The sequence below is a fragment of the Xenorhabdus sp. BG5 genome (assembly GCF_015163665.1).
Taxonomy (GTDB): Bacteria; Pseudomonadota; Gammaproteobacteria; order Enterobacterales; family Enterobacteriaceae; genus Xenorhabdus.
The window spans coordinates 37,671-59,435 of record NZ_JADEUG010000021.1; the positions used below are offsets into that span (position 1 = coordinate 37,671).

The 21,765-nt window shown below is 40.4% G+C and carries 23 protein-coding genes and 4 pseudogenes; 13 read left to right on the forward strand and 14 right to left on the reverse strand.

Annotated elements, in window-relative coordinates; translation table 11 throughout:
• The first annotated feature begins 16 nt into the window (after positions 1-16).
• Positions 17-784, forward strand: coding sequence for a triose-phosphate isomerase (tpiA, locus tag IQ209_RS11990; protein ID WP_193851521.1), 768 nt, complete (start codon positions 17-19; stop codon positions 782-784).
• Positions 785-855: 71 nt separating this feature from the next.
• On the opposite strand, the gene IQ209_RS11995 is transcribed toward tpiA, so the two are convergent.
• The 6 genes from IQ209_RS11995 to IQ209_RS12020 all read right to left on the reverse strand — a co-directional run bounded on the left by IQ209_RS11995 (position 856) and on the right by IQ209_RS12020 (position 5,966).
• A complete protein-coding gene (locus IQ209_RS11995) occupies positions 856-1,857 on the reverse strand; it encodes a sulfate ABC transporter substrate-binding protein (RefSeq protein WP_193851522.1) in 1,002 nt (333 codons plus the stop codon).
• Positions 1,858-2,068: 211 nt separating this feature from the next.
• A complete protein-coding gene (gene pfkA, locus IQ209_RS12000; protein WP_193851523.1) occupies positions 2,069-3,046 on the reverse strand; it encodes a 6-phosphofructokinase in 978 nt (325 codons plus the stop codon).
• Between the two features lie 157 nt (positions 3,047-3,203).
• Positions 3,204-4,103 (reverse strand): CDF family cation-efflux transporter FieF, encoded by a 900-nt coding sequence (gene fieF / locus IQ209_RS12005; RefSeq protein ID WP_193851524.1) that lies wholly within the window; start codon positions 4,101-4,103, stop codon positions 3,204-3,206.
• Between the two features lie 154 nt (positions 4,104-4,257).
• Positions 4,258-4,548, reverse strand: a complete 291-nt coding sequence (locus IQ209_RS12010; protein WP_193851525.1) for a helix-turn-helix transcriptional regulator — start codon at positions 4,546-4,548, stop codon at positions 4,258-4,260.
• Between the two features lie 11 nt (positions 4,549-4,559).
• Positions 4,560-4,895 (reverse strand): type II toxin-antitoxin system RelE/ParE family toxin, encoded by a 336-nt coding sequence (locus IQ209_RS12015; protein WP_193851526.1) that lies wholly within the window; start codon positions 4,893-4,895, stop codon positions 4,560-4,562.
• A gap of 126 nt (positions 4,896-5,021) precedes the next feature.
• Entirely contained in the window at positions 5,022-5,966 is a 945-nt protein-coding gene (locus tag IQ209_RS12020) for a phosphatidate cytidylyltransferase (protein ID WP_193851527.1), read from the reverse strand.
• An 80-nt stretch (positions 5,967-6,046) separates the two neighbouring features.
• Between IQ209_RS12020 and rfaL the strand changes: the two genes are divergently transcribed.
• Complete coding sequence (gene rfaL, locus IQ209_RS12025; protein WP_193851528.1) at positions 6,047-7,309, forward strand: O-antigen ligase RfaL; 1,263 nt, start codon at positions 6,047-6,049, stop codon at positions 7,307-7,309.
• A 55-nt stretch (positions 7,310-7,364) separates the two neighbouring features.
• Here rfaL and IQ209_RS12030 read toward each other — a convergent pair whose 3' ends face one another.
• Positions 7,365-8,504 carry a glycosyltransferase gene (locus IQ209_RS12030; RefSeq protein ID WP_193851529.1) on the reverse strand — a complete coding sequence of 380 codons (1,140 nt, stop codon included), beginning with the start codon at positions 8,502-8,504 and terminating at the stop codon, positions 7,365-7,367.
• 294 nt (positions 8,505-8,798) lie between these two features.
• On the opposite strand from IQ209_RS12030, the gene IQ209_RS12035 reads away from it, so the two are divergent.
• Entirely contained in the window at positions 8,799-9,107 is a 309-nt protein-coding gene (locus IQ209_RS12035) for a hypothetical protein (RefSeq protein WP_193851530.1), read from the forward strand.
• Between the two features lie 80 nt (positions 9,108-9,187).
• Here IQ209_RS12035 and IQ209_RS12040 read toward each other — a convergent pair.
• The 3 genes and pseudogenes from IQ209_RS12040 to IQ209_RS12050 form a co-directional block, all read right to left on the reverse strand.
• Positions 9,188-9,486: pseudogene (locus tag IQ209_RS12040) on the reverse strand (helix-turn-helix domain-containing protein).
• 52 nt (positions 9,487-9,538) lie between these two features.
• Positions 9,539-9,844, reverse strand: coding sequence for a type II toxin-antitoxin system RelE/ParE family toxin (locus tag IQ209_RS12045; protein WP_193851531.1), 306 nt, complete (start codon positions 9,842-9,844; stop codon positions 9,539-9,541).
• Position 9,845: 1 nt separating this feature from the next.
• Positions 9,846-10,124 (reverse strand): damage-inducible protein J, encoded by a 279-nt coding sequence (locus IQ209_RS12050; RefSeq protein ID WP_193851532.1) that lies wholly within the window; start codon positions 10,122-10,124, stop codon positions 9,846-9,848.
• 537 nt (positions 10,125-10,661) lie between these two features.
• On the opposite strand from IQ209_RS12050, the pseudogene IQ209_RS12055 reads away from it, so the two are divergent.
• Positions 10,662-11,000: pseudogene (locus tag IQ209_RS12055) on the forward strand (capsid portal protein); the annotation flags it as partial.
• 370 nt (positions 11,001-11,370) lie between these two features.
• Positions 11,371-11,700 carry a hypothetical protein gene (locus tag IQ209_RS12060; RefSeq protein ID WP_193851534.1) on the forward strand — a complete coding sequence of 110 codons (330 nt, stop codon included), beginning with the start codon at positions 11,371-11,373 and terminating at the stop codon, positions 11,698-11,700.
• A gap of 77 nt (positions 11,701-11,777) precedes the next feature.
• Here the strand turns inward: IQ209_RS12060 and IQ209_RS12065 are convergent.
• The 3 genes and pseudogenes from IQ209_RS12065 to IQ209_RS12075 form a co-directional block, all read right to left on the reverse strand.
• Positions 11,778-12,091 (reverse strand): annotated as a pseudogene (locus IQ209_RS12065) (hypothetical protein).
• A complete protein-coding gene (locus tag IQ209_RS12070; RefSeq protein WP_193851535.1) occupies positions 12,084-12,656 on the reverse strand; it encodes a hypothetical protein in 573 nt (190 codons plus the stop codon). The pseudogene IQ209_RS12065 and the gene IQ209_RS12070 overlap by 8 nt, the downstream one beginning before the upstream one ends.
• On the reverse strand, positions 12,626-12,811 hold the full coding sequence (locus tag IQ209_RS12075; RefSeq protein ID WP_193851536.1) for a hypothetical protein: 186 nt from the start codon (positions 12,809-12,811) through the stop codon (positions 12,626-12,628). Before IQ209_RS12075 ends, IQ209_RS12070 begins: the two co-directional genes overlap by 31 nt.
• Positions 12,812-12,825: 14 nt before the next feature.
• On the opposite strand from IQ209_RS12075, the pseudogene IQ209_RS12080 reads away from it, so the two are divergent.
• Positions 12,826-13,029: pseudogene (locus IQ209_RS12080) on the forward strand (tyrosine-type recombinase/integrase); the annotation flags it as partial.
• 214 nt (positions 13,030-13,243) lie between these two features.
• Here IQ209_RS12080 and IQ209_RS12085 read toward each other — a convergent pair.
• Positions 13,244-13,747 carry a Spy/CpxP family protein refolding chaperone gene (locus tag IQ209_RS12085; RefSeq protein WP_193851537.1) on the reverse strand — a complete coding sequence of 168 codons (504 nt, stop codon included), beginning with the start codon at positions 13,745-13,747 and terminating at the stop codon, positions 13,244-13,246.
• Positions 13,748-13,899: 152 nt separating this feature from the next.
• Here IQ209_RS12085 and cpxR point away from each other — a divergent pair, with 152 nt between their 5' ends.
• The 7 genes from cpxR to IQ209_RS12120 all read left to right on the forward strand — a co-directional run bounded on the left by cpxR (position 13,900) and on the right by IQ209_RS12120 (position 21,626).
• Entirely contained in the window at positions 13,900-14,592 is a 693-nt protein-coding gene (gene cpxR / locus IQ209_RS12090; RefSeq protein WP_099131905.1) for an envelope stress response regulator transcription factor CpxR, read from the forward strand.
• The gene (gene cpxA / locus IQ209_RS12095) at positions 14,589-15,965 is read left to right on the forward strand and encodes an envelope stress sensor histidine kinase CpxA (protein ID WP_193851538.1); all 1,377 of its coding nucleotides are present in this window, start codon (positions 14,589-14,591) and stop codon (positions 15,963-15,965) included. Before cpxR ends, cpxA begins: the two co-directional genes overlap by 4 nt.
• Before the next feature lie 379 nt (positions 15,966-16,344).
• Positions 16,345-17,655, forward strand: a complete 1,311-nt coding sequence (locus IQ209_RS12100) for a nucleotide sugar dehydrogenase (protein WP_193851539.1) — start codon at positions 16,345-16,347, stop codon at positions 17,653-17,655.
• Between the two features lie 13 nt (positions 17,656-17,668).
• Positions 17,669-18,718, forward strand: a complete 1,050-nt coding sequence (locus IQ209_RS12105) for a Gfo/Idh/MocA family protein (protein ID WP_193851540.1) — start codon at positions 17,669-17,671, stop codon at positions 18,716-18,718.
• Between the two features lie 15 nt (positions 18,719-18,733).
• Positions 18,734-19,324, forward strand: coding sequence for an acyltransferase (locus IQ209_RS12110; RefSeq protein WP_228005855.1), 591 nt, complete (start codon positions 18,734-18,736; stop codon positions 19,322-19,324).
• A gap of 17 nt (positions 19,325-19,341) precedes the next feature.
• Entirely contained in the window at positions 19,342-20,421 is a 1,080-nt protein-coding gene (locus tag IQ209_RS12115) for a DegT/DnrJ/EryC1/StrS aminotransferase family protein (RefSeq protein WP_228005856.1), read from the forward strand.
• Positions 20,418-21,626, forward strand: a complete 1,209-nt coding sequence (locus IQ209_RS12120) for a hypothetical protein (RefSeq protein WP_193851541.1) — start codon at positions 20,418-20,420, stop codon at positions 21,624-21,626. Before IQ209_RS12115 ends, IQ209_RS12120 begins: the two co-directional genes overlap by 4 nt.
• The last annotated feature ends 139 nt before the right edge of the window (positions 21,627-21,765 follow it).

The following is a 21,765-nucleotide window of genomic DNA, read 5'->3' on the forward strand; positions in this document are numbered from 1 at the left end:
GGTTGGAGGGAAAAATATGCGACATCCATTAGTTATGGGTAACTGGAAATTAAATGGCAGTACCCACATGGTTAACGACCTGATTGCAGGCCTGCGTAAAGAACTGAGCAACATTGACGGCTGTGACGTCGCTATCGCACCACCAACAGTTTATGTTTCTCTGGCAAAAAATGCCCTGGCTGGTAGCCGTATCGCTCTGGGTGCACAAGATACTGGCGTCAATCTTTCTGGTGCCTTTACGGGCGAAACCTCCGCAGAAATGCTGAAAGACGTCGGGGCAAAATATATCATTATCGGCCACTCTGAACGCCGCACTTACCACAAAGAGAGCGACGAATTCATCGCGAAGAAATTCGCAATCCTGAAAGAGCAAGGTTTGATCCCTGTCCTGTGCATTGGCGAAACTGAGCAAGAAAATGAAGCCGGTCAGACTGAAGCTGTTTGCGCACGACAAATCGATGCCGTTCTGAACACGCTGGGCGCGGAAGCATTCAAAGATACGGTTATTGCTTATGAGCCAGTTTGGGCAATCGGCACCGGCAAATCTGCCACACCTGCTCAGGCTCAGGCCATCCATAAATTTATCCGTGATCATATCGCCAAACAGGATGCAGCTATCGCTGAACAGGTCATTATTCAATATGGCGGTTCAGTTAACGCCAGCAATGCAGCAGAGTTATTCACCCAACCGGATATCGACGGTGCTCTGGTCGGTGGCGCATCACTGAAAGCTGATGCCTTTGCTGTTATCGTAAAAGCCGCAGCAGAAGCGAAAAAAGCGTAAGCTTTTGATCAAGACAGAACCGCCACGCAGTATCACTTGTGGCGGTTTTCTATCCAAAATTAGTTTAATGATTAACGCCGGATAATGTCGTCAAATGTTCCGCCTGTGGCAAAATGTTTTTTCTGAGCGTTCTCCCAACCACCAAAAACCTCATCAATTGTAAAAAGCTTCAAATCAGGAAAAACCGCGCGGTATTTTTCTGCAATTGCTTTATCACGAGGACGATAATAGTTTCTGGCGGCAATCTCCTGCCCAACCGGAGAATAAAGATATTTCAGATATGCTGTTGCCAGCTCACGCGTTCCTCGCTTATCAACCACCTTATCGACAACAGAAACCGTTGGCTCTGCCAGAATAGAAATGCTCGGCGTCACAATTTCAAACTTGCCCTTGTCCAACGCATTAATTGCCAGTAACGCTTCGTTTTCCCAGGCAATCAATACATCACCAATTCCGCGCTCCACAAACGTATTCGTTGCACCACGTGCGCCGGAATCCAGCACTTCAACATTTTTATAAAGTGCTTTCACGAATTCTTTGGCTTTAGTCTGATCTTGATTGTTATGCGCCAGACCATATCCCCAGGCAGCCAGATAATTCCAACGTGCTCCACCGGAGGTTTTCGGATTCGGCGTAACCACCGCAACATCTGGACGAATTAAATCCGACCAATCCTTTATCTGTTTAGGGTTTCCTTTTCTCACTAAAAAGACAATGGTTGATGTATAAGGCGCTGAATTATCTGGTAAACGCTGAATCCAATTTTTATCAATGCGTCCACGCTCTGCAATGGCATTCACATCATAAGCTAAGGCCAGCGTCACAACATCCGCCTGAAGACCATTAATAACGGAAGTTGCCTGCTTGCCTGAACCGCCATGTGATTGACGGATCTTTACATCATCGCCTGTTTTGTTATGCCAGTATTCGCGGAATGCCTCATCATACTGCTGGTAAAATTCACGCGTCGGATCATAGGAGACATTCAATAATTGCCGCTCTTTTGCCCATGCACTGTTAGTCATCGCCAACGCCGCCAAAAATAACGCCGATACCACATACCCTTTTGTCATTGCCCATTTTGAGCCCCTATTTATACCCCTTGCATGCATAATCACGATGACATTTCCCCAAGCTATTATGATTTCTCTATAAAAACTGACAGAAAGCGTTATGACGCAGAAATAATTTTAAATTTCTGCTTATGCTCAAGAAGAATATGAGGAACGAGACAGCCAAAGCATATGGCTGTCTCCAAAAGAGGATCTGACAGGTAAGAAAGGATTAGTAGAGTTTTTTCGCGGTTTCCAGCCACTCTTTCTTAAAGACACGCTGCATATTTTGCACCGCATCAATGATATCGTGATGAACAAGTTTCTCGTTCTGGATACCAACGCAACGACCGCCGTGTCCTTCCAGCAGTAGTTGAACAGAATACGCCCCCATACGGGAAGCAAGAATACGATCATAAGCAACAGGTGCACCGCCACGCTGGATATGCCCTAATACCGTCGCGCGGGTTTCATGGTGGGTTTTTGTCTCAATATATCTCGCCAGCTCAGCAACATCACAAACGTGCTCAGTTATAGCTACAATCGCGTGACGCTTACCTTTTTCAATCCCAGCCTGAATTTCAGCCAGCAATTCCTCACGATCGAATGAAACTTCATTTTCAGGCAGCACAATAAATTCGCATCCACCCGCAATTGCCGCTGATAAAGTTAAATCACCACAATAACGTCCCATCACCTCAACAATCGAAATTCGTTTGTGGGAAGTTGACGTATCGCGCAAACGGTCAATCGCTTCAACCACCGTTTCCAGCGCGGTGAAATAACCAATGGTGTAATCTGTGCCCGCAACGTCGTTATCAATCGTTCCAGGCAAACCAATACAAGGGAAACCCGCTTCGGTCAGCTTTTTCGCGCCCAAATAAGATCCATCCCCGCCAATTACCACCAACGCATCAATCCCATTTTTGCGCATGTTTTCAATAGCAATTTCCCGAACCTTATCATCCCTGAACTCTGGGAAGCGGGCTGACCCCAAGAACGTACCACCGCGGTTAATCATGTCGGAAACACTAAAGCGATCAAGCTTCTTCATGCGGTTTTCATACAACCCCAGATAGCCATCATAAATGCCATAGACTTCCAACCCTTCGGTTAAAGCGGCACGAACAACACCACGAATAGCGGCGTTCATGCCAGGCGCATCACCGCCACTCGTTAAGACTCCGATTCTTTTAATCTTGTTGATCATGATGACCTCTGACTTGTAGATATAATATTTGAGAAACCTGATTGTCACTGCATTAGCTGAATTGATTCAACTCTAACTATAATACGGAAAAACACCCAGTCTGCATCAAGATTATGTCTGTTTTTTGATGTTCTTTTGATTATGAATAAATTCCCCTTCAATCCCAGCGGTTTTTATGCTCTTCAGACACGACAGAGCAAGGATCTTGGTGAATAATAATATCGGCACCTGGAAATCTACTCCGCAATTTATTTTCAATTCCTTCGGCCAAAGCATGTGCTTGCACTAATGGCAAATTATCATCTATCTCCAGATGAAACTGGATAAAACGAGTCGGGCCTGATTGACGGGTTCGTAGATCATGTCCACCTGCTATGCCCGGATAATTTTGGATGATATCAATAATCTCCTGTCGCTCTTCATCTGGCAAGGCGCGATCAAGCAAAGACTGTACGGCATCATAGCCCATCCGTAACGCACTATAGAGAATAGTGACTCCAATTCCTAAGGCAAAGAGTGCATCCGCACGTTTAAAACCATACAGACTCAATAGCAATGCCAGCAAAATCGCCCCATTCATCAATAGGTCGGATTTATAATGCAGCATATCCGCACGGATCGCCTGACTTTGCGTTTTACTGATCACCCATTTCTGGAACGTGACTAAACATAACGTGGAAACCAAAGCAATGACGATTACCCATACGCCTATCGCCGCGTGTTCCAGTGGCTTGGGAGAATACAGATGCTGGAATCCGGTCAAAAACAGGAAAATTGCCGAACCGGAAATAAACATACTTTGCGCCAACGCCGCCAGCGATTCAGCCTTACCGTGTCCAAAAGTATGTTCTTCATCAGCAGGTTGAAGTGAATAGCGCACAACAAAAAAATTCGTCAAGGAAGCAGCCAAATCGACCAACGAATCCACCAGCGCCGCCAATAAGCTCACCGATCCCGTCAACCACCAGGCAAAAATTTTCACGATCAACAGCACACTCGCCAATACCGTTGCCGCCAACGCAGCGGAACTGACCCATCGCCTATAATTTATATCCATTGACGACCGCCTTTTGGTTACTCTGTCTCAGGTATAAAAATAGCGCGTTATTCACAATCCAGTGAATCTGAACGGTATTTAAGGGGGCTAACATGAAAACGCGGTTTGATGAACTTGACGCCCTCTAAGCTAAAAACTCACCGCTAACCGGCGGTTATAAGGATATCTTTATATCGTTAACACCACAGGCACGCGCATAACGACTGAGTGTATCGATGGATGCCTTAACGATATTTCTTTCTATTTTTGATACTGTTGGGGGTTTGATACCCATTTTTTCAGCGACCTGAGCACTTGTCAGCCCTGCATTTCTACGCCATTCAGCCAGCATATTCTGCATCTCTATCATTAACTCAAGTTCTTTCTCTTCTTCCGCTAACGCGGCTTTAAATTGGGAATTTTCTTTGGTTCTTTCTTCAATGTAGAGGTCTAAATCATCACGCATCATATTTCCTCTTAATCTCTTGATGACTCTGTCAGCTCATTTCTTCGTGCAACTGCTATCTTGATTTCATTCAAAGGAATGGCATTAGTTTTTTTCACAAAGCATCGTAACAAATAAATTTTCTTCCCTGCTGCATAACAAAAAAAACTTCTGGCTATGCCATCTTTGGCTTTTGCTCTCAGTTCAAACAGTCCCTTGTATCCCTCTATCGGTTTTGAATGCGGCTCTCTCAGGCTGGTCGGGTTTTCCCTCAAACGCTTAATTAACGCGACGATGCGCAGTTCCAGTGAGTCGGGCAGTGATCTTAGTTCTTCCTTAAAAGCATCATGAAACTTAATTTCAAACATTCAGCAATCCCCTCTTAATGCTCAAATAATAGCCCACAGCCTAAATTAGCTCAAGAGCTAATAAATATCACATCGGCACATCGCAATAACCCGCCTTGAAAGCTAACACCATTCAATTACTCTGTCTCAGGTATAAAAATAGCGCGTTAGATGGAAAAATATAGGGGCGGCAAAGCAAAGTGAGTCGATTCTATCCAACATCCCACCATGACCTGCAATTATTCCGCCAAAGTCCTTTACTCCACGGTCTCGTTTAATCGCTGACATGCATAATCCACCAATAAATCCCATTAGGGTGATTGTCAACGACATCAATCCCGCCTCCCACGGGGAGAAAGGGGTTACCCAGAATAACGACATGCCCAACAGTACGGACACCAAAATTCCACCAGCAAATCCCTCAACCGTTTTATTGGGACTGAGCTTCGGTACAATCGGGCGTTTACCCAATAACTTCCCGAATACGTACTGCAAAACATCGGACATTTGCACCACGATAATCAGGAACAACAATAACTTGATATTTTGATTCTCGTATTCTGGGATATCCAGCATCAACAACGCTGGCGCATGGCTGATGGCAAATACCGTCACCAACATCCCCCACTGGATTTTGGCGGTTCGCTCCAGAAAATGGGTGGTATCTCCCACCAAAGCGGTCCGGGCAGGTAAGAACAGGAAGACATAAACGGGAATGAAAACTAAAAATAGCCCATACCATTGCATACCAACCGAGACATACTGCACAGGTATAAAAACAAAGAAACACCAGAACAGCGCTTCATGATCACTGCGGCGAATCGGCGTTAGGGTAATAAATTCACGCAAGGCAAAAAATGACATCACCGCAAACAAAATAACCGAACCTATTGGCCCAATGACAATAGCCAGGACACAGATGATACATATCATCCACCAGCCACGGATCCGGGCATTCAAATTATCGATAGTGGCATTGCTCCTTTCCCCCGAATACCAAAAAGCCAAAATACCACCAATCACACTGGCGATAACTAATATCCCGAATATCCCTCCCAGCAACAGCATCAAATCATGATCGATATTTGTCATAGCACTAACTCCTCTAATATCCATGTTGGGTATTTTGATCCCTGATAACATCGTATTTTATCCGTGCCTGATCGGTGAAAATGGTACAAAATACCAGCCAGAAATCCATTTTCCATTCTGGTAAGGTCATGTTTAAAGAAACCGTTAAAAACCACTTATCTTGGGGTACTTTTTTCGTCGGTGGTTACATCGCGCTTGTCTATGTAACTGGCATCACGCGTTATAAAAACTTATTTTTTGCATTGATAGCGTTAACCGCACTCTACTTTCTTATTAAAAACCCCAAAGGATGCTTCTCTGCGTTGAAGAACAATATCGTACTGGCTCTGGGCATATTCACTTTGGCCTATCTCTATTCGATTGTTATTTCACCTGACCCAAAACTCAGTTTCAGTGAAATAAAAACACCTTTTTTCAGAGATGTCGTTCTCTCCAGTATCATCATCACATTAGCATTAAGTCATACGGATACACTTAAAATCCAGAAAATGATTATTGGTTCATTTCTGCTCGGATTGTTATTCATTACACTGAAAGAAATCTACCTGTTTTATCTGGACTATCAGAACAATATCATGCCATTCAACAACTATAACCACCGCAGTGTGTCAGATGGCATTGTTTTCTTCTTTCCCGCATTAGTGGCCCTTTGGCATTTTCAAAAACCCCAAAATTATGTTCGTTTGGCTCTGACAATTTTACTTATCTTATCCGTACTTTTTGTATTGCTAGGAACACTTTCCAGAGGGGCTTGGCTTGCCGTTTTTGTGATGTTTTTCATGATGATAATCATGAACAAAAACTGGAAAACTTTCATTGTCAGTATCGTTTTTATCTGCGCTGCCATATTTGCTATTAAATCTGGCTACTTTATTAAGGGTTCTGCTTTGACTTATAAGTTGGAGCAAACTGATAGTAGTCACCGATACAGCAATGGAACGCAAGGTTCAGCACTTACCTTAATTCTAGAACATCCTCTTAAAGGCTATGGTGCTGGTAACAAGATTTATGACCAAATTTATAACGATAACGTTAAAAATTACCCTGATTGGACATCCAAAACCTCCATTGGCCCCCATAATATTTTCCTGACAATTTGGTTTTCTGCTGGAATATTGGGGATAGGAGCCTTTTTATTTTTAATCTTCTCTTATCTGAAACAATCAGCTCAGGAGTTGAATACAAATATCGGCTGCAATAAGCAAGCTGCATTAATCTTACTTATCTCTTTCTTTGGGTATTTTATTGTCAGAGGGAACTTTGAAAGTGTTCATTTGAACATTTTAGGTATCTACCTTGGCTTACTGGCTGCATTGTGCCAGCAAAGATGGAATGAAGCTTAACTACGCTAAGGGCTATTCAATCTTTTTGAATAGCCCAAGATGGTTTTAATAATCATTAAAACCATTCAGCTAACGCTTGTGACAAAGACACACTGACATTACTCCAATCGTATTGGTTTATTGCCATTTCTTTAGCATGTTCAGCAACAATGTTTAAATTATCTATCAACAGAGTATCCGAAATATCTTTGGCAATACTTTCTGGAGACAAGGGTTCTTGCAGTAAAAATCCCGTACTTTCGGGGATCACAAACTCTTTTATTCCTCCTCTGGGGCTGACCAAAACAGGTACACCAGATGCCATTGATTCCAGAGCGACCATACAAAAAGCTTCCTCTCCTAATGAGGGGACAACCGTTAAATCAGCAAGTGGATAGACTTGGTGCATATCTGCTGGTGATATACTCCCTGCAAGAATGCAGCTATCAGCCATTTTTGCGGCTTTACCCAACACTTTTTTCCGATAAACTTCGCGTTCGCCTTTTTTAACCGTTGCGTGATCTCCAACCAAAAGCAGCTTGATATTTTGGTCTTTTTTGTGCAGCAAATTGACTGCATCCATGAGTTCAATAACACCTTTGCCCTTATCTAATCGGCCAGCATACAAGATGACAGTTTCGTCATTTCTTAGGCCAAAATGTTCTCTTTTCCAGCTAACTGCCTGCTTATACAAATCTTTATTAATACCATTCGGTACTACTTTAATATTCTCAATCTTTGCTTCAGAGTGAAAAAAATCAGCTAAAAAATGACCGGGAGTAATGAGCTTGGTTTCAGGCCCTAAATCAACCACTTTATGTTTATTATGCAGATGAAGTACCATCAGTTTTTCTGGATAAAACTGCTTCACAGAGTGATAAAGTGAAATAGAATTCTGAATGATCAAAATCGGCTTCTCATCATCCGAACTTTGATAACGCATAACAATATCTATCACCCTTTTGGCATAAGGGTAAGGATCTAAGCGAGACCATTTCCTAAAAAAACGTTTATATATTGCACTGGTATGTATTCTATGAATGGTGGCATATTCACTGATTATTTCTACAGTTTTCTCTGTTCTTTCCCCTTTGCAAATAATTAAATTATTAGCCTGACTGCTTTTGGCTACGTTATAGATCCACCATTCTACTGCTGCTGCATAGTTTGGAGGAATAGAATGAAATTCAGGAGCAACAAAAACAAATTTTTTCATGAGAAAACAATCAGTAGAAATCATTCATCGGATTAGATAAAAAAAGGCCAGTTTATGCAAGTAAACTAATCGACAAAAAAAAGCCCCTCAAGGGGGCTGAAAGACAGGGATGGTGTCGCCCTACAATACTTAACATATTGAAATAAAATATTTTCTTTCGATTACCGTCCATTCACCGTCCACATTGATAAAAAAGCGCCTGCCCAGGGGCTTTTTGATGCAAATCACAAAACAGAAAGTCTTAATAAAAAATGAACTATCATCAAGATAAAATATTTGGATGATTAAAAATCAATGCAAATGTGGCAACCACTTTCTATTAATGACAATGGGAATATTGTTACGCTCACGATGAATGAAGACAGAATAACCGATACGATTTATCATTCTGTTATTAGGTATGGTGTATACAGCCCACTTTGGCTTGATGATAAAAATTCATACCTAAAAAATACAAAAGAAGTCCGTGTGCTTAACAGACATAATCATTCTGGCTATGTTTTTGAGAATCCGCGTGCATCATGTGATGAAGTTGGTAAGGCTACAAATGATAAAATTGGTCTTATTATTTCATCTCACACTCACGGTCATACGAATAGTTGATCTTGCACCTATAACGCAAAGCCTCTCATTTTTGAAGTGCTTCTATAATTCACGTCACATTTCCTTTTTGATCTACTGAATCATAGATGAAATGCCACACGCTTACCGGTTGGAAGTGTCACATCAATACTTAATTCCCCCCCAAAGCCGCTACATATCGCTTGAGCGTTGAAAGACGCAGATCACGGTCGGTATTTTCCAGTCGAGCGATAAAAGGCTGTTGAACATCCATAGAAGCTACAAGCTCCGCCTGTGACATATCTAATTCATCACGTAACTGACTAAGAACCAATTTGAGGCTGGCCTGCTCAACTCACTTTTCAACACGAGCCTTCATTTCCATACTTTCTTTTGCTAACAATTCTCTGTAATTAGACATAATTATTTATCCAAGTAACGGCGGTACTCAAAATCAGAAATAAATTTTTTACTTAAAACAGTCCGGCGATTCTTCTGGCGGTATGCAATATCCTGAGGATCTTTATATTTTCTCTATCCTCATCGTAACGGTAGAGCATGATGAAGGGAAAATGCGGGACAACGAGTTTTCTATAACGCTCATCGGGGTTGTTACGAGCCTTCATACCGGCATACGGCGTGACTTTCAGCAGTCCAGTCATTTCCACGAACTTTGCGTCAATTTCATCAGCCAATAACAGCCCAGCCTGTTCAAAGAAGTAAAGATAAATTTGCTCCCGGTAATTTTGCGCGGTTTCTTCCCATGAAATAGTGATCACGTTATCCTTTGCTCAGTTTATTGCGCAGTAAAGCCATCCGGCACTGACTTTCATCATCATCAATAAACTGAGCCGAACCGTTTTCACATCGGTCAATGGCTTTCTCAATTTCCGTTTCTAACCAGTGAGCATGAGTATTTTTTTGATACTCACGCTCTTCATTCGCCAGCTCTTCGGCTTTTTGTCTCATTAACTTAGTTAAGTCTGTCTGATGGCGTTTAGCAGCCTGCATCGCTAGGCGTTTGGTTTCTTCATCAATACGAAAATGAATTATCTCCATTCATTCCCCCTTAGTTCGCTATCACTTCAAAAGCATGTTGTCATTTGTGTTGTCATATTAGCATAGCAAACTAAAGCAACAATGCTGTTTTAAAAAAGAACAATGTTAATGGCTGAGTAAAATTCGGAGGCAGTTGTTTGAATTAATGGAAGGGGGCATTCAAGAATTCCCTATACTGCGTGGGACTATTTAAGATGTTATCTGTTTATTATAAAAGGATTTTATGATACCTCATCCACTTTATAACTGGAACCTTTAGCAAAAGCCCTTCGATTTTTGAAGGGCTTTCTATAATTATCAGGAACTTTTATCTCATGAAAAATTTTACATTTGAATGTGTTTTATCTTTCTTGTTTTTATCTGGGACAGCTCAAGCTGATTCCTTGAATGTGAAAGAGCTATACAAGAAAACACTCTATAACATCGTGGATAATACTCAATGCAGTGAACAGGAGTTCACTTTAGAAATACCACGCCGTAATAGTGATACTGAGGATGAGATACAACTTTACGCTACGAGATGCGCTGGTTAATACCAAAGGTCAGGGCAACTTCCGCAACCTGTTTCTGTATGCGCCGGGTGGTAAGAAAGACGGCATTCAGACTATTCCGTTATCCAAAGCGGCGGCCAAAGATGAGTTTCTGAATATCAAGAACGCCAGCCGCGATGACATACTGGCAGCACACCGTGTGCCACCGCCGCTGATGGGGATTATTCCGCAGAATACCGGCGGTTTTGGGGATGTGGAGAAAGCGGCGAAAGTGTTTGTGCGCAATGAACTGCTGCCACTGCAAAGCAAGATGCAACAGCTCAATGACTGGCTCGGGGAAGAGGTGAGCCGGTTTGAGCGGTATTCGCTGCAAAAAGACAACTAACTGATACCTTAAGGCTATCAGATGACCGTCTGTGAAGGCGGTCATTTTTTTACCTAAAAAAGATGATTTCAAACAGAAATAATGCCATTGTGAAATTGGCATCCGGTATAACCAATAAACCCCGCCGCGCCTGCCCACTAAATGTGTCGCTTTTTATGCACCTGCAAGGGATCGTTCCAGAGGCGCCCGTACTGGCGCTTGGTGGGGTATAAGACCTTGTTTGATCTTGCGGATTGGTGCGCAATCATGGTCGTTTTATGCATGATTAAAATATCAACTAAAATAGCTGCAATTAGCTTTGAACTATGATAGTTTCATTTTGTGATTATTTACGGGTATCTATGATATCCATATGGCTAAGGAGAGTTTTATGGCTGGCCCACTCACAGCACCTGTCCGTATTAATAGCTTTCTTGAACGAGAAAGGCGCTCTGGAAGACATTGGAGACAATACCAAGCCGTAACTGAGTATTATTACGCTGGCCCTGTGCCTGTCGTTGGTGATCCACGCAGGCACTATCCACTTTTACATTTAGCTTTTACTTTAGACGGCATTCCAAATAGTTTAATTTACTTTATTAACCAAAACACACATTTGATATTATTTCTCTCACCCAATTTTGATCAAAACAATATCAACCAACTTACCAGAAGAGATATGCAGGACGCCGTTCGGGGTTTTAGGCAATTTTGGTTTTGAGTAGGGCATTAATATTTATAGTGTTAACTTTTATTGATATTTAATCCCTTCCGTTAAAGGTGTGACATGTCACACTCTCACAACTTTACTTCATGCCAGCCTGACGTCACCCAACAAGCGGAATCACCGAAAAAGCAGCATTCCTCCACCGGAAGCGCATCACCGCATTTGCCACACCGCTTCGCAGCGCTTCCAGTTTCTGCTGCAACTCAGCAGCATCTTTGCAAATAAGCAGGGTGAGATATTCCACCGCGTCATAAGGCTCGCGCCCCGGCCGTCTCAGGGCACAATTGCGCTTCAACATCGCTAACTCCTGATTATCGAGCAGCAATTCTATCTTAGTGACGCCAGCTTCCTGCTGGCGTTGACGTTGGGCGGGGGATCTAGCCATTGTGTCTTCTCCCTGATGACCAGCGCGGATGCGGCAAGCGGCACAAAAACAGCTCTTCAAATTCTTGTTGTGTCCGATTCTGACGAAGCTGTTCTTCACCCCAACGACTTTCAACAAAATCAAATAGCGTCACTGTATCGAAAAAAGCCGGCGCGCGTCCGATACGATTTCCAGTAAAAAACCGTTTATATGCCGCCTCACCGTTATCCCCTGAACATCGGGAGGAATAAAACGTTCTATGCCATTTTTTATTTATTGATAAACTCAACGCCAATTGTATCAACTGAACGGGATTATCCGACCAAGCCCACTCTGACACATACACATCACCAGACAAGACAGCAACATGGCTGTTTTCATGTGCAAAACGAATTTCAGCGCCATTACTAAGCCTTACCCCATAAATGTCTTCGGCATTTTCGGTTAAATAGGCTTGTTGCTTTGGGAAATACTGCGCAAGGTAACAAACAAAAATCGGCAACATTTCTTTATTTGACAGAAAAAATTTATTCCGACCTGTCCGGCAGGCATCACTTAACGCTTCCAGTACGAAATAATAATGCACAGCTCACAATACTGTTCAAACAACGTAAAGAAGCCAGAAGCAATTTGGGTTGCCAGTGTCTTGAGCTGTTTATTATGGAGATCGGGCAGACAGTTAAACTGGCTGATTTCGGTCGAAATACGGGCCGTTGCCAGCAACGTAGTGTGCGTATCCATTTCAAAACGGCAGGTTACCCAAAGGGCAAACGACCCATGTACTAAGGCATACTTTCGCTAGTCATTTCATGATGAACGGAGGGAATATAATTGCGTTGCAACAGATACTCGGTCACGCCAGCATAACCCAGACAATGGCCTATGCTCACCTTGCTCCAGACTATCTGCAACATGCAATTACATTAAATCCTTTTAAGGGTGGAATTAAAGTAGCGTAAGTAAAAGAGTGTGGAGATCGTCCACCGACCGTCCTCACTCAAAAACTTTCACATACTTTCTAACTCTTCTGTACTTTTTTATGTTGTTGTTTTTACAGGGATGTTTGTTATAAGTCATTGAAAAAAAAAGCCCCTCAAGGGGGCTGAAAGACAGGGATGGTGTCTATGGCAAGGAAAATCGTTGTTGATGCTACTGTGTCACAAAAAAATCAATTTACTTTTCGAGCTTCGCATTCGTTTGTTCTAGACGATTCTTTAATAACGCTTTCTGCTCTGGTGTTAACAGTTGATAAACCTGATTATTAATGCGCGCAATTTCTACACCTACGTCAACATTCTTTTCGGCTATCTTTTCAAGCTGCGAACGAACTTCAGCTTCATCAAAATCTTCTGCTGTCAAAAGCGCATTCAGCTTTCGATGTTCAACCTGCACATCAACCAACGGCTGCTCATAGTGATGCTGCTTTTTGACTAAATTCCACATCTGCTCACGTTGCTGTTCAGTTAACGCTATTCCACCGAAGATATAACTATAGTTATATCGACTGTCTCGATGATGATTAAAATCCCTCTTATAACCATATGGTGGCATACAATATGGATATTCGGCGGAAGAACTAACCTCAGGAATATGATCCGTATCAGCAGTTTTAGCTAAAGCTTCCGTTGTTCCAAGAACAACCATTGACGCTAAAGCCAATATTGCTATGTTACGCATTAAATTTCCTCGCTTTCTCGAACAGCAGCATTCGATTCAGTGCGGATAACTATAACCCTGCGGCTGCAAACTAGCGTCAGAGCATGTAAAAGAACGTAAAGTCATGGAATAGCGAAGTTTGTTATCGTATTTTGCTCTTGGAGGAAGAATTAATGCATAAAATCTTATTAGTTGATGATGACCGCGAGCTGACATCGCTATTAAAAGAATTGCTCGAGATGGAAGGTTTCAATGTTGTCATCGCCTACGATGGTGAACAGGCTTTACAATATATCGATTCTTCAATTGACCTATTATTGCTGGACATCATGATGCCGCGCAAGAACGGCATTGAAACACTAAAAGAGCTACGGCAATACCACCAGACCCCTGTTATCATGTTAACGGCTCGTGGTAGCGATTTAGACCGTGTTTTGGGATTAGAGCTGGGAGCGGATGACTATCTCCCCAAACCGTTTAACGATCGCGAACTGGTCGCCCGCATACGTGCCATCTTGCGCCGTTCCAACTGGAGTGAACAACAAGCTGATATTGGGACACCTATACTGGAGATTGATAAGTTACAACTCAATCCAGGCCGCCAGGAAGCCAGTTTTGATGGTACGATTTTAGATCTCACTGGTACTGAGTTCACCTTGCTTTATTTATTAGCGCAACATTTGGGGCAAGTCGTTTCTCGTGAACATTTAAGTCAGGAAGTATTGGGAAAACGTTTAACGCCTTTTGATCGGGCTATTGATATGCATATTTCGAATCTACGCCGTAAATTACCCAACAGAACGGATGAACTGCCATGGTTTAAGACATTACGCGGCCGTGGATACTTAATGGTTTCCGCAAAATGATCAACAGTTTGACAGCCCGTATATTCGCAATTTTTTGGTTCACGCTGGCACTCGTCCTGATGATAGCCTTAATGGCGCCCAAACTGGACTCACGGCAGTTAACACCTCTTTTAGATAGCGAATATCAGTTAGGGGAAAAACTGGCAAAACAAGTAGAAGAAGAACTAATGCACGACTCTGGGAATGACTTATTCTGGTGGTTGCGTCTGGATCGTGCTATTGCTTTATGGACTCCCCCTGGCCAACGCCTGCTCCTCGTCTCCAGCGAGGGGCTGATTAGTGACATTAATACCCCGCCCCATCAACAACAAGTTATCCGTAATTTTATCGGCCAATCCGATAACGCCGATCACCCCAAAAAGAAAAAATATGGCCGTTCGGAAATACTCGGCCCTTTTTCTGTCCGCGATAGAGAAGATCATTACCATCTCTACATCATTAGGCCAGCGGGCAGTCCACAATCAGATTTTATTAATTTGATGTTTGACCGACCATTTTTACTGCCCGCAGCTACGATGTTAATCAGCGCTCCATTACTTTTGTGGCTGTCATGGAGCCTGGCAAAACCCGCTCGTAAACTCAAAAACGCAGCCGATGACGTCGCGAAAGGAAACTTACGGCAACATCCTGAGCTGGAATCTGGTCCCCAAGAGTTTTTAGCGACCGGCAGTAGTTTTAACCAGATGATTAGTGCGCTAGAGAGGATGGTGACTGCTCAACAGCGGCTAATTTCCGATATCTCCCATGAACTGCGCACACCACTTACCCGCTTACAACTGGCGACCGCTTTACTACGCCGCCGTCACGGTGAAAGCAAAGAATTGGCACGTATAGAAACAGAGACTCAACGTTTGGATGGCATGATTAATGACCTGCTAGTACTTTCCCGCAATCAACATAAGAACGAGTTACTACGCGAGAATATCAAAGCCCACGATATATGGTCTGACATTCTGGAAAATGCAAAATTCGAAGCTGAACATATGAGCAAAACACTGGATATCGTCTCGCCTCCCGGAAATTGGGTGATTTACTGCAACCCAACCGCACTCGGCAGCGCACTGGAAAACATCGTCCGCAATGCACTGCGTTACTCCAGCAACCATATCGCCGTTGCATTTAAGGCAGATAACCAAGGCGTGACAATTAGCGTTGATGATGATGGCCCAGGCGTCAGCCCAGAAGACCGTGAACATATCTTCCGCCCATTTTATCGGACGGATGAGGCACGGGATAGGGAGTCCGGTGGAACTGGATTAGGATTGGCGATCGTTGAAACGGCGGTAAGTCAGCATCGAGGTTGGGTGAAAGCAGAAGATAGCCCGTTAGGTGGGTTACGGTTGGTGATTTGGCTACCATTACATGGAAGATAGACTGCTTTCGTCTTGAAATTTAGCTAGTTACAAAATGTAACAATTAAAGAAAAAAAAGCTATTATACTTGACCTCAATGCGTCGAGGGACTAATCTCGTCGCTGCTTAACACAAATCGTTGATATGTTAATTTTTGTTAAGTAGAAAATTCCTTTTATATTAATTGGATAAGTAAAATTGACACACACAACAGGCACTCTGGGAGCCGCAACCTAGTGCGGTAGCTTTGATGCAGTTTTAATCTTGTTCAAAAATTCAATCATCACTCCACTTTCCTGTTATCTCTTTCAAATTAATGCTCATATGAACTAAAAAAATGCTCTTAATCTAAGAACATTTTTTTAGCTTAATTTTATATGGTATATCAAAGGCCTATAACATGTCATTTCTGAATCAATTAATTAACAAGTTTAATAATAAAAATGCAAATATAGCTATTGTTGGGTTAGGGTATGTTGGGCTACCTTTAATGCTGCGATACAATGATATTGGTTTCAAAGTTATCGGTTTTGATATAGATAAAAACAAAACAGATAAATTAAGCCAAGGACTAAGCTATATTGAGCATATTTCTTCCTCTAAAATTCAAAAGGCCATTGAAACCGGTTTTGAAGCAACAACCGATTTTTCAAGAATTTCCGAATGTGATGCAATTATTCTCTGTGTACCGACACCATTAAATAAATACAGAGAGCCTGATATGAGTTTCGTTATAAATACAACGGATATGGTGAAACCATTCTTAAGGCAAGGTCAAGTAGTTTCCCTAGAAAGTACAACTTATCCGGGAACAACTGAAGAAGAACTATTACCACGAGTAGAAGAGAATGGTTTAAAAGTTGGTGAAGATGTATTCCTTATCTATTCACCAGAACGTGAAGATCCGGGTAATCCAGATTTTGAAACTAGAACAATCCCAAAAGTCATTGGTGGACATACAGAAAACTGCCTAAGAGCAGGTATTGCCGTCTATCAACCTGCTATTGACCGAGTCGTTCCCGTTAGCTCCACAAAAGCGGCTGAAATGACTAAGCTACTTGAGAATATACATAGAGCCGTTAATATAGGTTTAGTCAATGAAATGAAACTCGTTGCAGACAAAATGGGCATTGATATACACGAAGTCATCAGAGCAGCTGCAACAAAACCATTTGGCTTTGTACCTTATTATCCAGGGCCAGGGTTAGGTGGTCATTGTATCCCTATCGATCCCTTCTATTTAACATGGAAAGCCAGAGAATACGGTATCAATACTCGTTTTATTGAGCTTTCTGGTGAAGTTAATTCATCAATGCCAGATTATGTTGTCACTAAAACAGTCTTAGCCCTAAATAAAGCTAACAAATCCATTAATGGAAGCCGTGTACTTGTATTAGGGATTGCATATAAGAAAAACGTTGATGATATGAGGGAAAGTCCATCAGTCCATATAATGGAAAAATTAAGAGACTTAGGTGCATTAGTAGAGTATTCAGACCCACACGTTCCTGTCTTTCCTAAAATGCGTGAACATCACTTTGATTTAACAAGTCAGACTATAACTAAAAATAATTTAAAAGAATTCGATTGTATTATTTTAGCAACAGACCATGATAAGTTTGACTATAACCTAATAATTAACAATGCAAAAATAATTGTTGATACTCGTGGGAAATATTCTCCTGAACATAATAATGTAATAAAAGCTTAATTTGGGATTAAATATGTTTGATACTATTACAGATAGAAAAATAAAATTTGCATTAGTTGGATGTGGAAGAATCTCTAAAAATCATTTTAACTCTTTAGAAGTACATAAAAATAATGCTGAATTAGTTGCTGTTTGTGATACAGATCCTGTTGCTCTTAATGCAGCCACAGAAAAAATGGGTGCTAAAGGATTTGATAATCTACATAATATGCTAGATAACATTTCAGCTGATATCATCATCCTAACAACACCTTCGGGACTCCATCCTGAACAAGCCATTGCTTGCCTAGAAAAAGGTTTCCATGTGATTACTGAAAAACCCATGGCAACTCGTTTTTCTGATGGAGAGGAAATGGTTAAAGCTGCCGATAAAGCTGGCAAGCGCTTGTTTGTAGTCAAACAAAATCGCTTAAATGCAACTCTCCAATTGCTAAAACGTGCGGTAGAAGAAAAGCGTTTTGGTCAAATCAATATGGTTCACCTCAATGTATTTTGGACACGCCCTCAAGATTACTACGATCAAGCCGCATGGCGTGGTACATGGGAATTTGATGGTGGTGCGTTCATGAACCAGGCTAGTCATTATATTGATCTATTAGAATGGCTCATTGGTCCAGTCAGAGATATTCAAGCAATGATGTCTACACACTTAGATATTGAAGCTGAAGATACAGGTGTACTAAATATTAGGTGGCGAAATGGTGCATTAGGCTCAGTGGCTGTTACTATGTGTACTTATCCTAAAAACCTAGAAGGCTCTATAACTATATTAGGGGAAAAAGGAAGTGTTAGAGTTGGAGGTTTAGCCGTTAACGAAATTCAAGAGTGGAATTTTGCTGACGAAAAAGATTACGACCAACAAATAAAAAATGCCAATTACGAAACAACTTCAGTATACGGTTTTGGACATCCACTATATTATAAAAATGTTATCGATGTAATGAGAGGAGAAGCAGAACCAATAACTGACGGGCGGGAAGGGTTAAAATCTCTTGAATTACTAATCGCTGCGTATCTTGCTGCCAGAGATAACAAAACAGTATCTTTGCCTCTAATGTACTAATTAAGACAATTTATTATGTCAACTATAGAAAATGTCATGATCCATTCAAGTGCAATTGTTGATAATGGTGCCAAAATTGGCAAAAACAGCCGTATCTGGCATTTTACTCATGTTTGTTCTGGAGCTGAAATTGGAGAAAGTTGCTCTTTGGGACAAAATGTATTTATCGGAAACAAAGTAATTATTGGTAAGCACTGCAAAATACAAAACAATGTATCCATCTATGATAACGTTTATTTAGAAGATGGTGTTTTTTGTGGACCAAGTATGGTTTTTACTAATGTCTACAATCCCCGTTCTTTCATCGAAAGAAAAAATGAGTATAAAAATACTTTAGTAAAAAAAGGAGCAACTTTAGGAGCCAACTGTACGATAGTTTGTGGAACAACTATTGGTTCTTATGCTTTTATTGGTGCAGGTGCTGTTGTCAATAAAGATGTTCCTAATTATGCACTGATGGTTGGGGTACCAGCAAAACAAATAGGTTGGATGAGTGAATTTGGTGAACAGTTAGATCTACCATTGCATGGAAAAGCCATTACAACATGCCCTTATACAGGGCATATCTATCAATTAGATGATAACAGTGTAAAAAGAATCAAATAATACAGGAAGAATATATAATGCAGTTCACAGATCTAGCAGCACAACAACTGAGAATTAAAGATAAAATAGATGAAAATATCCAAAAAGTATTAGCGCATGGAAAGTATATTCTAGGACCAGAAGTCTCAGAATTAGAAGAAAAACTCGTTGAATATACTGGATCAAAATATTGCATCACATGTGCAAATGGAACCGATGCATTGCAAATCGCCTTAATGGCTATTGGTATCAAACCTGGTGATGAAGTAATCACTCCTGGGTTTACTTACATTGCTACAGCTGAAACAGTTGCTCTTTTAGGTGGTATTCCTGTATATGTTGATGTAAAACCAACAACTTATAATTTAGATCCTGCACTATTAGAAGCAGCCATAACTCCAAGAACTAAAGCAATTATTCCTGTTTCTTTATATGGTCAATGTGCTGATTTTGACGAAATCAATGCAATAGCAGAAAAACATAATATTATCGTTATAGAAGATGCAGCCCAAAGTTTTGGAGCAACATATAAAGGCAAGCGTTCTTGTAATTTAACAACCATTGCATGCACAAGCTTCTTCCCAAGTAAACCACTAGGATGCTACGGTGATGGCGGTGCCATTTTTACAAGCGATGAAGAATTAGCAAAAATTATTCGTCAAATTGCTCGTCATGGACAAGACAGAAGATATCATCATATAAGAGTTGGTGTTAATAGTCGTTTAGATACATTACAGGCTGCTATTCTGTTACCAAAACTCGAAATATTTAGTGAAGAGATGGAACTGCGACAGATCGTTGCCAAAAACTATGATAAGGCTTTAAACAAAATTGGGATTATGACAACTCCGTACATAGAACCACATAATATATCAGCGTACGCCCAATATACTATTCGTGTTAAAGATCGCGATGAATTGCAAGTAAAATTAAAAGGAAAAGGTATCCCTACCGCTATTCATTACCCTCTACCTTTGAATAAACAACCAGCAGTTGCTAGTAATGTAATTCTTCCTGTTGGAGATCAAATTGCACAAGAAGTTATTAGTTTGCCAATGCATCCTTATTTATCCCTTACAGAAATTCTTATGATCGGAAAAGATATAAAAAGGGTATGATTAAAAAAATATCATCATCAATAGCAATACAGTCTTTAGGAACTATATCATTATTACTCACAACTTTATTTATAACAAAAGAATATGGAATTCAGGCACAAGGTGAATTTGCAGTCATTAAGTCTTGGATTGATCTACTTGTAGCCATATTTTGCTTTGGTTTACCTCAAAGTTTTATTTATGGTATTAATGTATTGGGAATTAACTCTTATAGACTTAAGACATTCAGTATTTATTATCCTTTTTTAATTTTTCCATTAGTATTTCTCACAACATATATATGGCTCAATAACTCAAATCAGTTGTATTATTTACATTCATCAATATTTTTAAGTGCAGGAATTTGTTTTCTCATAGGTCATAGCCTAATAAGAGGGATTTTTCTTACTATTAACGATAATAAATTATTTTCATTAATCACAGCAGCACCTTCAATTTTATTATTCACCACCATATTAACTTTATACAAATTTAATTTTTTCTCTTTTTACATTTCTTATTTATCAGCGGGGTTATTATCATTTGTATTAATAATAATTCTAGTAAGAAAAATACATTTAAAATCAAAAAACACTGTTCCATGGAAAATACTTCTGAAAAATGGTAACAATGTTTTATTGCAAAGTATTTCTTCTGGGTTAATTCCTGTAATTACATACTGGTTAATGAATAAATATGGAATGAATAATAAAGATATAGGTGGATTTAATTTATCTGCTTATTCATACCAAATATTTTCTCTACCATTTTCCATGATCGCTCCTATTTTCGTTAATCAATGGTCAAAACAGAAAGACCTCAATATAATAAGAAGCAATATAAGAAAATTATTAAAAACATCTTTCTGTATATTATTAATCAGTACTCTTACTGCTATATTCTTATTACCTATAATAATAGAAACAATATTAGGTAAAAATCTCCTATTCATAATACAAAGCTCACGGATACTTCTTTTCTCCGCTACTCCGCTATTCATAAACACTGTACTGGCTGGATTATTAATATCAAAAGGCTTTTTCTCTTATAATATGAAAGGTTATGCACTAAAAACCATTTTTGTAATTGTTACTCTTATCATTCTTTTTGAATTCAGGTTAGTATCACTACAGTCAGTATCCTTCAGCTGGATATTAGGTGATCTAATATTAATGTTTATATTATATTATAAAACAATGGAGATATTTAGGAGTAAAAATCAGTGATATTAATCAGTTATATATTTTTCATTACCTCAACAATATTAATATTTATAATAGATAAACTAACAATTAAGAGAGTATGGTTTGATCCCTTATATATTTTTCTTATCTTAATAATCATATATGTGAGTCCATTAAATTT